Origin of the sequence: Vibrio sp. D420a (assembly GCF_030248625.1) — a bacterium.
Lineage (GTDB): Bacteria > Pseudomonadota > Gammaproteobacteria > Enterobacterales > Vibrionaceae > Vibrio > Vibrio fortis_A.
Genome location: NZ_JAHGAN010000002.1, coordinates 386,773 through 399,620 on the forward strand (window position 1 = coordinate 386,773; position 12,848 = coordinate 399,620).

The window sequence follows — 12,848 nt, forward strand, 5'->3', positions numbered from 1 at the left end:
TTATTCTTTTATTAACATAATTTCATATATAGAAATTGCTTTAGAGCATATAGAAATTGCTTTAGAGCATATAGAAAACAGACAAGCAGAACGATTACCTCATACAAATGCATTCAATAGATAGATTTGAATAAACTCTCAAATTCAACCAATTTATAAAAAACATGTAGCACATTAGAAAATTTCTGATATATTCATTGCCCTAATGATAATAATTATCATTAAGATTAGTTAGGAGTATCAGGGAATGACCGTAGCGAGCAACAACACCTCACACAGCGTGGATCAAATGTACCAAGAGCATCACAGCTGGTTATCGGTGTTTATTAAACGACGCTTAGGATGCCCTGACACTACGGCTGATCTGGTTCAAGATACTTATCTACGCTTGTTAACCAGAGGTAAGCTGCCTGAATACAAAGATTCAAGAAAGTACCTGACTCATATCGCTAAAGGGTTGGTGATTGATCTTTATCGAAAACGTCGTGTGGAAAGTGCCTATTTAGAGCTCATTGAACAAGAACCTTCTCTCGTCGCCAGTTCTCCGGAAGACCACACCATAGTGGTTGAAGCACTTGTTGAGATCGATACCTTACTCCACAAACTTCCAATCAAAGCTCGCCAAGCACTACTCATGAGACAGCTCGAAGGCAAAAGCTACAAAGAGATCGCCTTCGAACTTGAAGTTTCAGTATCGTCTGTGGAAAAGTACGTTGCTAAGGGCCTTCAAGGTTGCATGGTAGCCATGCTTAACGAGGGTTAAGATGCAACAATTACCACCTGAAACCATTGAACAAGCATCGGTTTGGATGGCACGTCTTTGGGCTGATGATGCCACGCAACAAGATCACGACTCGTTCGAATGTTGGAGGCTTGCCCACCCAAATAATGCCTTGGCGTGGCAAAAGTTAGAACTGCTACAAAGTAAGTTTTGTGCCATTCCTCAAGGAAAAATCAGCAAGCATGTCTTAACGCGTAAGCCACCGAGAGTCAGTCGTCGCGAATTCTTGTCCATAAGCGCACTTTCGTTCGTCGCACTAGGTTCAGGCATGGCGATTTACAGACCAACACCAACAGGTACCGAATACTCAACGGCAACGGGCGAAATTCGTTCAATGACACTGCTCGATGGTACACAATTAGCGCTAAACACCGATTCCAAATTATTTGTCGATTTTGATAATCATCAGCGTGATATTCATATTGAACGCGGCGAAGTCATGATCACCAATACACATCATCGTAGCCCATTAACAGTCTCGACTTCGCGGGGTTTAGTGCTGCCTATCGGAACCCAATTCAGTATCCGAGAGCATGCCGACACTACTCAGGTCTCTGTTTACGAAGGTGAAGTCGAAATTCAGCCTATGCTTGGGATGGGGAAACCGCATCTTTTCGCAGGGCAAACTGCCCACTTCGATCGCCGCACAGTATCACAGCCAAACCAGACCCAAGATTCAGACATGCTTTGGTTGGAACATAAAATCATGGCGGAAGCGACACAGCTCAAAACCTTCATTAACGAATTAGGGCGTTATCGACGCGGCATCATCAACGTCGATGCCAGTGCCGCAGCACTCAAACTTACCGGTGTGTTCTCGACCAAAGATATTGATAAAACCTTACACAATATCAGCCAGATACTGCCAGTAAGAATCCACTACCGAACCCCTCTTTGGGTCACCATCACAGCAAAATAAAATTTTATTACGGATTTCTGATTCTTGTTCGGTGTATCTGACAGTCAGTTAGAAATCCCGATAAGGAAATTACGGTGCCAAATGCCAAGCAGCGCTCGCTACTCTCCAAACTTACCACGATAAAACTCGGTGTCGTTATATTGAGTTTTCCTTTTACTTCTCACGCTGCAGAAGACCATCAATATAATATTCCAGCAGGCACCCTAGACAGTGCTCTCAACCACTTTGCCGTTGAATCGGGTATTGAGTTTTATCTAGATTCGTCACTCTCTTCAGAGCTCTACAGCCAAGGTTTAGTCGGTCAATACGACAGCGAACAAGCTCTTTCTATGCTGCTGACTAATACCGGTCTGCAAGCACAAAAACAGTCTGATGGTGTTTACTACCTCGTACCGACTACAGACTCGATGACACTCGATGCTATACAAGTTCGCACCCATTTTGATGACGCCTATCAAAGAGACACAGACGGCGAAATGGATGTGTACGACAAAGACGTCGCAACTGCTTATCTTGGGAAAGAAGAAATCGAACGTTTCAAAGGGACCAGCGCAGCGGATCTATTCACCGGTGTCGCCAACACCCACAGTGGCGAAGCACGAAATGGCGGTGGCAGTATCGACCCTAACGTACGTGGTGTACAAGGCTTTGGTCGTGTACCTGTTGTTATCGATGGTACTGAACAAGGTATTTCAGTGTATAACGGCTATCGTGGGTCATCGAACAGAAACTACATTGACCCCAACCTCATCGGTAGTATGACCGTCTATCAAGGTGCTCAATTAAACTCAGAGATCAATACCTCAACAGGTGGTGCCGTAAAAGTGACCACCTTGCAACCGCAAGATATCGTTGAAGAAGGCGAACAATTTGGTATTGAGTTAGTTGCCGAAAGCAGCAGTAACTCCATCGAGCCAAACAAAGCGCGACTGCATACCGGAAAACGTTGGCAAGATGTCCCTGCTTATGCCGAGCTAGGTGGTGTTCCACTGTACGACGATCCAGAACTTCGTTTCCAAACCAGAGACAACAAAACAGATAATCCCTTCAATGGAGAAGACGTCGCCTACCGCCTCGCACTCGCTGGAATCGAACCAAAATTTGACTGGTTAGCCGCATACGCATACCGAAATCGAGGCAACTACTACTCAGGTACCAGCAAAGCTGACTTCTACTCGAAACCATTTGATAATAACTCCAGTGACCAAGTCGCGGGGCGAAATCCACTTTTAAGACCTGAACACATGGCACTGGTCCACTACCCTGGCCACGAAGTACCCAACACATCGGCTGAAATGGAATCAGCACTGTTAAAAGGCACAATCAATTTCAGTGATTACTACAAACTGCACGCCAGTATCCGATACACGGAAAGTACTCATGGTGAAATATTGGCGAGTCGTTCAGACTACCGTAATTCCGACGGACTCGCTCAGTGGCCGCTTGCGAACGCAAAAATGCAAGCTTACGCCCTGAAATTTAGAGCTAACCCTGAACATGATTTGCTAAACCTAAGCACCAACTTATGGCTGACAAAAACAGATTCACGCAGCAATACTGGTTATGGCTTCCCCAACTTCGTGAACTACAAAAGCGATACGCCTGACATCATCATAAACACATCCGTCGTTAACCGTGATGAGCAAAGGTACGGATTCGATTTCAATAACAAGATGCTACTGACAGACTCTATTGATATGACATTGTCCGGCAGTTACATGATGCACGAATTGAACCCTAAAGAAGGGCTAGCCAACCTTGTCGATTTCTATGGTGGTGCAGTCCGTGCCGGTGAAAGAGAAGAATACAACGGCGCAGTAAAGATTGAATGGCGCCCACATGAATCCATCGTGTTAGATTCTGGTGTCCGTTACATCTCTTACAATGCGACAGATTACTACATCGAACATCAAGTAAACTCTGGCGACATTAGTCCTCTTAAAGAGTACAAGAAAGACGGCTACCAACTAACGTATCAAACTCTAGAAACCTATGCGCCGGAAGAGATCGCACAAAATGTAGCAAATGCAGAGCATGAGGTAAGAGTCACTTTCACTCAACAAAACCTCAATACTGAGATAGATAGATTGCAAAACTTGATCGTTATGTTCCCTGATCAAGCCAGTGAATACCAAAGTCAGCTAGACGAACGACAAGCTGAACTCGCTAATTTCGATGCCATATTGCAACAAAAGCTACAAACCCAAACCGAAGCGGCGCAAAATCAAACCACTTTCATCGAGCACCACGCATCCAATTGGTTAACCAATAGCGACAACGAGCTCGATCTGGCGAACAATGCTTGTCGTATTGCCATGCAACAAGAAAACTACATCGAAGGCAGTTGTAAAGCCAAGTCGCTTGAAACTTCTGAAGAATACAATACCCAGTACAAAACTAGCGGTAGCGGTTGGATGCCTTCTGTCACAGTCACATGGTTAATCAGCGATAACAGCCGAGTTTACACACGTTATGCTGAGACTTTACGTTTCCCAAGCTTATTTGAAAGTACCAGTGGATTCAGTAGTAACCCCGTCGCAAGTGCTCCACTACAACCTGAGCGTGCCAAACTGTACGAGACGGCCTACATTCACTACTTCGATAATGCGAGCTTTAAGCTGACCTATTTTGATCAAACCATTGACGATGTGATAGATAGAGACCGCGACAGTTATAACTTCACTAACCTAGATAGCCAACGAACCAGCGGTATTGAGATCAATGGGCAGTTTGATAACAACGATTATTTTGCTGATGCCTCAATTGCTTACAACTTCCGAAACGAGGTTTGTGACAAAAACTCAGCCGCTCAAGGTTATATAAAGGATGTAATTTTAGGCAATACCCCATCCGAAGAAACCTGTGTTCGTGGTGGATTTTCAGAAGGAAGCTTCCTTGCTGCCCATGCAGCACCTGAATATACAGGCAGTATTTTACTAGGTACTCGTTTCTTTGATACCGACTTAGAAACAGGCGTACGTACCAACTACGTTTCAGCGAGTCATGAAGATGAGATCATAAAAAGAACTGAGGTGATTACTTATGATGCCTACGTCAAATATGCCTTCACAAAGAAACTGAGTGCTGAACTGATTGGTAACAATTTATCTGATGTTTATTACTTAGATACAGGTTCGGTATCAGGTATGCCCGCTCCAGGCCGGACATTAACCTTCAAACTAAGTGGTAAATTTTAATAAAAAGACCACTGATATTGCCTTTTAGACTCGTTTGGAATCAAACGTATTAATCAAAACCATAATAAAACGCCTTTCGGGGCGTTTTTCTTTACGGGTTTCTCATCTTGATTCGGTATACCCAATGAAATTGACATTTGCATGGCTGATTTCAAACAGCTTTGCCACTCATGATTAGGAAAAAATACATGACTTCAAAACTAAAATGGACCTTACTTGCTGCCGCTATGCCAGCGCTTATCGCATGCGGTAGTGGGAGCAGCGATAGCAGTTCAGACTCTTCAAACAACGCAACTGTAGAAAAATCTTATGCCAAATTAGGCAAGCGTGTGCGCTTAGATGCAACCCAAGGTTTAGATACCTACAACGAAAACATGACTTTCGAATGGAAGCTCACAAGCAAGCCTGATGGCAGTGACGCTGCACTTAACGCTAGCGAGGCCATTTCACCTTATTTTACTCCAGATGTTGTTGGTGATTACACATTTGAACTAGAAAGTGCAGTATCTGGCACTTCAAGTACCACAAAGCAAACCATTGAAGTCACTGACGCATCACAAAACGTGGCGCCAATCATCGATATTGCGACACCACCAAGTGTCGCTCTAACCAAATCTATCGAAATTCCGTCTAACGCCGTCGACCTTGATGGCGATGTTTTAACTTATCAATGGGCGCTTTTATCAACGCCGGATAGTGCGACAATGAAACTCACGGGCAGCAGAGCATCAACAGCAGTATTGCTTTCTAATACAGCCGGTGACTACAAACTGAAATTAACAGTAAGCGACGGTTACGAGAGCGTTAGCCAAGAAGTGACTGTGTCATATTCAGCAGAAAACGTTGCTCCTGTCGCTAATGCGGGTGGCGTAAAGTCTTTAGAGATTAGTGAAACAGCAACCTTAGATGGCAGCGGCAGCTACGACGGAAATGAAGATGCGATTACATACACGTGGAAACTACTTTCTAAACCGGAAAACAGTACAGCTGAGCTGTCAGATTCTACAGTCGCGAAACCTGATTTCACACCAGACCTAGTGGGTGATTACCTCTTCTCGCTGACTGTAAATGACGGTGAATTCACCAGTGAAGCCGATATGGTTCGCTTAAGCGCAAGTGCCACAGGCAGCAGCGAAATTATCTTTACCTTTGGAGATGAAAAAACAGTACATGCCCTACCTTACACACCGACGCCTATTACCCTAGATAAAACCATCACAGGTGATGCACCTGAATACGTTCTAGTGGGAACTTATACTTTAGAGGCGGTTGGTAAGGACTACACAATCAGTGAAATTACTGAGATGGACTTCAGAGGTGAAGATTATGCACCGAAAATGACAGGGATAGAACTAAATCAAGTCCTACATGCAGGGGATGTGGCTTACGTGACAATGTGGGCAAAACCGACGACGGGCGCGCGAACCAACGTTGTATATTCGTTCATCCTTGATAGTGATTTCACAAACTACATGGGCGTTGCTTACGACTTAAGTACTGATGCGAACTAAGTTCACTGCTTCCCAACTAAAAACACTGTCTTCTAAGCTAAAGATTTGAGATTCCAAACTAAAAGCACAAAAAGCGCGAACATTCGCGCTTTTTTTCATTTTTGGATTACGGTTTTCTCTTTCTTAAACGGTATAGCAAGGAAAGGCAAAAAACGATGACTTAACATTCTAATCTCGACGGTGTATTGCAATGCATGGCTATACTTACAAGTTTCCAATAATTCTCTCTTTCGCTTTCATTACGGCGTGTAATGGAAGCGCTTCTGATTCATCGCCGACAAGCGACCCGAATAATCAAACTCCGATCGCTATCGCTGGCATCAATCAACAAGTTAAAGTTAATCAAGTCGTACACTTAGACGGCACGCGCAGTGTTGATTATGACAACGACCTCATCTCTTATTCGTGGTCATTCTCAGAAAAACCCGCAGGAAGCGAAGCACAACTTTCTAGTTTAGAGGCCATCAAACCGACTTTCGTTGCGGATCAGATTGGTACGTATTATCTCTCGTTGGTGGTCAACGATGGCCAAGTCAACAGTCGCCCAAATCAAGTAAAAATACTAGCTAAACCCGACCACGACAACTCGCCACCGGTGGTCTCTCTTACCCCAACGTACAGCGCTTCCCTGTCTCAACCCGTTAAGCTGTTTGACACATCCACGGATGCTGACGGCGATGAACTGTATCGTCAATGGAAAATTATCAACCAGCCAGACGGGAGTCAGCCTAGTCTCAGTAAATATGAGGGCAAATACCCCGACTTAACCGCTGATGTGGCAGGTGACTATGTGATGGAATTAACCGTCACCGATGGCCTATTATCGACCAAGGCAACCACGACTGTCACCTTTACTGAAAACCATCAAAACCGACCTCCAATTGCTTATGCAAACCAGCACATGTTAGCCATTGAAGGTATGACGATCCCTCTAGATGCCAGTGAAAGTACTGACCCAGACGGCGATCCACTCACCTTTAATTGGTTTTTTGTGTCGAAACCACAAGGGAGCAACGCTACTATCGCTGATCCTAATGCTGAAATCACAAGCTTTGTTGCCGATGTGAGCGGACAATATACTTTCAATATCGAGGTAAGTGATGGCGAGTTCACCGATTTAGACTACAAACCCACGTACGTGAATGTGGCTTCGTTAAATGGCCCACACGCAAAAGTCTTTCTGAGAGACGAAACCGACCCATTACTTCTGCCATTCAAAGAAGATAAGAGTATAGATCTAACCAGTGATACTGGACAAATACCTGAGTACTACACGCTAGGGTCCTATACGTTTGAAGCTGTCGAAAAAGACATCACTCTTACCGTGACTTCTGCATCCGAGCTAAAAGACATCGTACAACCCATCATAAGAACCCCTTTCGGTGAAATCGCCGAATCTGATGTTTATGTGATTCCAGCAGGAACCCGTGAAACCCTGACTTTGCTTGCTCCTCCAACACATGGCCAAACCACTCGAGTTCTGTTCGGTTTTGCGTGGAGTTTAAATGGGCCCAACGATTTCTCGTATATAGAGCGTGTTGGCGGTTACTACGATTTCACGAGCCGATAAAATTTTATTAAAAAATTCGATTCTCTATTACGGTTTTCTCTTTCTATAACGGTGTAATAGTTGAAAGCAAGCACGACATCTGTCGCGCGCACCGGATGTTGGGTTTGCTTTTTTACTTATCATACTCAATTTAAAAGGAATCAAAATGAAACCAGTTCAACTTTCATGGATTGCGGCTGCAATGATTGGCCTTAGCCCACTTGTACAAGCAGGTTTTGATGGCGCGATTAGCGACGACTCTCTACGCCAGGTTGGTGAATCTGAAGTTTACGTCCCACTGTTTCACTCAAAAGGTAAAGCCGGCATTGGCAGCTCAACAGGCAAGCGTGTCGATTTCGATGGCCTAGCTAACAGCTTTTTCAGCGCTAAACCACGCGATGGCGTTCATACTTCTGGTAGTAAACACTTTGGCTCAACGCACTACAACTTTGCGCAAGCGGCTAACCAAGACGTTTGGTTTGGCGAGTGGTATGAAGGGGACCAAGATCAGTCGTATAACAACCGCACTGTTTACTATGTAGGCGACAATACTGGTACCACTGTGCCTACTTCAGGTAGCGCGACGTACAACATTACTGGTATTAACCACTTTAGCGGTAGCAACAAACTTTCAGGTACGTTTACTGCTGATTTCGCTCAACAAACTCTAACAGGCGACATTGCTAATGCGTCTCTATCTATCAATGTGGATAGCACGATTGATTCAGCAAGCGCTTCGTTCAATGGTACGGCAACAGCTAACCAAGCAGGTGTGACAACTCAAGGTATTTCTCAAGGTCACTTCTTTGGCGCAGATGCAGCAACACTTGCTGGTATTGCGACTTTTGCTGGCAACTCTGATCTTGATACTGCATTCGGCGGTGCAAAAGAGTAATCACCTTCAATGGCTAAGAAGCAGCTTCGGCTGCTTCTTTTTAATGAGCACCACATGAACTCCAACACCACCCCACTTATACGTTGCCTACTATTGTCTTGCGTTTTTTCTTCACCTCTTTCTTGGTCTCAAGACACGGATACGCAGTTTCGTATTGAACAACGAGACGCCCTGTCGGCTCAAAACAAAGAACAAGCAATACTTGAAGAAGAGAACCAGCGCGAAGCTAACTCCCAAAAACCAGCCCAAACTGGATACCAGATCGACACAAATGATGTGAATCAAGTCGCGAAAGCTCTTCATCTTGCTGTTCGTTATCGTCAATGGGTTCAAGCTAGCCAGTTACTGGAAATCTATCGACAGTTTGAACAGCCTGACCCGCTGTTACTGAAATACGCTGACGGCGCAATCTCTCGAGCTAAAGGTGATCTGGAACACGCCCAACTCGCATTCGAAGACGCATTAGCCTTACAACCCAATTTTATGCCCGCGCAGTTAGAGCTAGCACGAGTCTTGTTTGAAAGTAACCAAAACCGAGATGCGCTCAATCTGTTCAATCAAATCAAATCAAAAATACCCTCACAAAATCCGAGAGCTGCTGGTGTGATTCGAACCATCGACAGCTTTACCCAAGCGCTTGTTGCTCGCGACAGCTGGAACGGGTCTGTGGCGATTGGCGGTTCTTTTAATGATAACTTAAACAGCTCTTCTGAATCCTATACCTGCCTAGTGACATCCAACACAGGTCAGTGTCTCTTTGACCGTGTCACGCCTAAAAAAGAAAAAGCATATGGGATCGATTTTGAGGCGAGTATCAATAAACGTTTCTCTTTGTCTCGACACCACGGTATTCATTTACAAGGCCTAACTTATGGCACCAACTACGGGAACAATAGTGATTACAATGAACATACTTCTCGAATCGGCTTCGGATACAGTTTTCATGATCGCCTCAACAAAGTATCAATCGGCCCCTCTTTTGAACTAAGTCGTTATGCGAATAGCTCTGTTTATTTCAGCTCAGGAGTCAAGTTAGACTGGCTTAGAACAACCAGCCAAAACAGTGCCCTTAAATTCGAGTTCAAAGCCGACTATCAAGACTACATCCCAAGTGTACTCAGCTATCAAACAGACTGGCAGCTTGCTTCGTATCTTACTTATTGGTACCAATTTAATCATGACCTATTGTTATTCGGTGGCATAGATTGGACAGGTAAACAGAACAAAGAACAAGTCCATGCTTACGAGCTTTATGGCGGTAAAATTGGCTTGAATTCAGATGTGATTCCTTGGGTTGATTTGACACTTTTTGGATCATTTAGACATCGTGAATACCAAGGCTTCAATAGCATTCTGAGCGAAACGCGTAGAGATAAAGAGCAAAATTACGCGATCTCTGCTTCGCTAAAAGATATCAAGTTATTCGGTGTTACCCCTTCATTGGTTTGGAATCATAAAAGAATAAAAAGCAATGTTGATTGGCTCTACACCTACCAGCAAAATGAGATCACTATCAAGTTCACTAGGCGTTTTTAAAATAATTAAAATTTCTTTACGGTTTTTTTAATTTCATTCGGTATAGGTAGCGATAACGTGGAAATTTATTCCACCAGCCTAATTCAATCCCTAGTGAGTGATACCTAATGACAACGCTTTTTTTTCGTATCGCGTCAGTGTTTTTAATGCTGACGTTTTCCCATTATTCTTTGAGTGATACGTCGATTCAACCTATCTCCGATACTGTGGTCTCAAACCAACAGATTGCCCCACCTTCAAATCCATTGATCACCCACGATCTTTCGCCGATTGGAATGTACCATGCTACAGATTGGGTAGTTAAGTCGGTTATGATCGCTTTATTAGTCGCTTCCATTTTGAGCTGGGCAGTCTTCATTACTAAGCAGATACAGCTCGTTCTTGCTACGAAAAGAACTAAGCAACTATTAGCAACCTTAGTGACCGCAGACACTCTTCAGCATGCGGAATCCGCTCTTACACTACAAACAGGGCAAGAAGTCTCCGTAGTGACCGCTGCACAGCACGAAATCTATATGTCCGGTCAAGGCCCTGCGACTCATAACGGCATTAAAGAACGCGTTCAATTAAGACTTGAGCGAGTTCAAGCGGAGTTAACCCGAGACATGACGTCACTGACGGGCATTTTGGCAACCATAGGTTCAGTTAGCCCATTCGTCGGCCTATTTGGTACAGTTTGGGGAATTATGAATGCGTTTATCGGCATCGCGAAAGCCAAAAGTACGACGCTTGTCGTTGTGGCCCCTGGTATAGCTGAAGCACTACTCGCAACAGCGATCGGTTTGGTTGCCGCTATTCCTGCGGTGATGATGTATAACTATTTTTCTCGACGTATTGGACACTACAAAGCACTCCTAACAGACGTGTCTGTTGCGACCATGGTACTTGTTAGCCGAGATTGTGACCGCGATACTAACGAAGAGACGCCATCACAATTAAAGCAGGTGGTGTGATATGGGATTTCAAACATCTTCAAACAGCGATGAACTGGTGGAAAACCACGATATCAACGTGACACCTTTGGTTGATGTTATGCTAGTTCTACTCATCATTGTGATGGTAGCAGCACCATTGGCTACCGTTAATGTGCCCGTCGATCTACCTTCATCTTCTGCTGAAGCCACACCTTTACCTGATGAACCTTTGTTCCTTACCGTTGGTAAGGGGCTAGAGCTGACATTAGGTGAGGATAAGACTTCAACGTTAGAACAGCTACCATTTGATCTTCCGCTACTTATCGAGGACCAGAATCAGAGAATTTATCTAAGAGCTGACAAAAGCATTACCTATGACGAACTCATGAAAGTCATGAACACACTTGTACGCGCCGGATACAGCCAGATTGCGCTCGTTGGTTTAGAAACGCCACAGGGGTAATAAGCATGAGTATTTTTGCCACCTTAAGGGTCAGATCACGTAAGCCTCGTCGACCTTGGTTTGTCGTCGGTTTTGCATTGAGTGTTGCCCTTCACTTATCTGCACTTGTTTATTACCTTTGGACACCTGAGTACGATTTTGCTCCGCCTCCGCAAGCTGCCCCCATTAAGGTTACGATTGTTGCTCCTCTTGCGATGGCAAAAATGCAAGTAGAAGATACGGAGATAGGCGAAAATCAACCTGAGATAGCTCAAGATCAGATGATCCAAGCTGCAACGGTTGAAGAGATACAACCAATCGTCAAACCGAAAGCTGTGAAAGAGCAGCCAAAGTTCGTTGAGGTTGAGAAAGCAAACGCGCTTTCATCAGCAATAAACCAAGAGGCCAAGCCGGAAAAAGAGACGAAAACTAAACCCGAGGAGCCAAAACAGGTTGCGAAAACGCCTGTACCACCTAAAAGTCGTCCAGAGCCTCCTGTTGTCAAAAAGACGAAACCTAAAGTCACCCCCGATCCCCAAAAGGCGATTGTGAAACCCGTTCCGATTGAGAAACCGCGTCCGATCAGTGATGATCTCAAAGACCAACAACAAATCGTGCAAACAGCAAAATCTCAACCTAATTTAATGGCTGAAAATAGCCAGCAGCAAGCGAGTGCGCTTCGGGTTGGACAACTTTCTGAAGCGGGAAAAGCGGCTAAAATTAATTGGCAGCAAGCACTTCATGCGCATCTTGAGCGAGAAAAGCGTTACCCCAGAAAAGCGAAGCGCATGAAGAAGAAAGGCATGCCTGTTATCAAATTTACAATGGATCGCCAAGGTAATGTGATTGACGTCGTGTTGGTTAAAAGTTCGGGTACCCTTTCGTTAGATAACGAAGCTGTCGACCTTGTTTACCGCGCTCAACCATTAATTAAACCCCCGACAAGCATAACTGGTACACGCTTAAGCCTTACTCTTCCAATCAACTTTAGCTTTTGAGTCATTTGTATTTGAAGTATTAGCACTTTAAACCCTTACTCAAACTCTCAAACGCCCAAATGCTCGAACTCAGGCGCTATAAAACAACAAAGCCACTCGTTGAAGT

General features: G+C 44.5%; 10 protein-coding genes. All 10 read left to right on the top strand.

All coding sequences use genetic code 11. From position 1 onward, the window contains the following. The first annotated feature begins 247 nt into the window (after positions 1 to 247). The 10 genes from KI743_RS02595 to KI743_RS02640 all read left to right on the top strand — a co-directional run bounded on the left by KI743_RS02595 (position 248) and on the right by KI743_RS02640 (position 12,742). Positions 248 to 763: a sigma-70 family RNA polymerase sigma factor gene (locus KI743_RS02595; protein WP_285464714.1), complete on the top strand. Its 516-nt coding sequence runs from the start codon at positions 248 to 250 to the stop codon at positions 761 to 763. A 1-nt stretch (position 764) separates the two neighbouring features. After that, on the top strand, positions 765 to 1,700 hold the full coding sequence (locus KI743_RS02600; protein WP_285464716.1) for a FecR domain-containing protein: 936 nt from the start codon (positions 765 to 767) through the stop codon (positions 1,698 to 1,700). 74 nt (positions 1,701 to 1,774) lie between these two features. Then, entirely contained in the window at positions 1,775 to 4,897 is a 3,123-nt protein-coding gene (locus KI743_RS02605; RefSeq protein WP_285464718.1) for a TonB-dependent receptor domain-containing protein, read from the top strand. A 188-nt stretch (positions 4,898 to 5,085) separates the two neighbouring features. Next, positions 5,086 to 6,408 (top strand): REJ domain-containing protein, encoded by a 1,323-nt coding sequence (locus tag KI743_RS02610; protein WP_285464720.1) that lies wholly within the window; start codon positions 5,086 to 5,088, stop codon positions 6,406 to 6,408. A 190-nt stretch (positions 6,409 to 6,598) separates the two neighbouring features. Next, a complete protein-coding gene (locus KI743_RS02615; protein WP_285464721.1) occupies positions 6,599 to 7,978 on the top strand; it encodes a PKD domain-containing protein in 1,380 nt (459 codons plus the stop codon). Between the two features lie 145 nt (positions 7,979 to 8,123). Next, positions 8,124 to 8,852 (top strand): Slam-dependent surface lipoprotein, encoded by a 729-nt coding sequence (locus KI743_RS02620; RefSeq protein WP_285464723.1) that lies wholly within the window; start codon positions 8,124 to 8,126, stop codon positions 8,850 to 8,852. Positions 8,853 to 8,906: 54 nt separating this feature from the next. Continuing rightward, entirely contained in the window at positions 8,907 to 10,388 is a 1,482-nt protein-coding gene (locus KI743_RS02625; RefSeq protein WP_285464724.1) for a surface lipoprotein assembly modifier, read from the top strand. Between the two features lie 107 nt (positions 10,389 to 10,495). Next, positions 10,496 to 11,341, top strand: coding sequence for a tonB-system energizer ExbB (gene exbB / locus KI743_RS02630; RefSeq protein ID WP_285464726.1), 846 nt, complete (start codon positions 10,496 to 10,498; stop codon positions 11,339 to 11,341). 1 nt (position 11,342) lies between these two features. After that, on the top strand, positions 11,343 to 11,765 hold the full coding sequence (locus KI743_RS02635; RefSeq protein ID WP_285464728.1) for a biopolymer transporter ExbD: 423 nt from the start codon (positions 11,343 to 11,345) through the stop codon (positions 11,763 to 11,765). Positions 11,766 to 11,770: 5 nt separating this feature from the next. Next, the gene (locus tag KI743_RS02640; RefSeq protein ID WP_285464729.1) at positions 11,771 to 12,742 is read left to right on the top strand and encodes an energy transducer TonB; all 972 of its coding nucleotides are present in this window, start codon (positions 11,771 to 11,773) and stop codon (positions 12,740 to 12,742) included. Positions 12,743 to 12,848 lie beyond the last annotated feature (106 nt).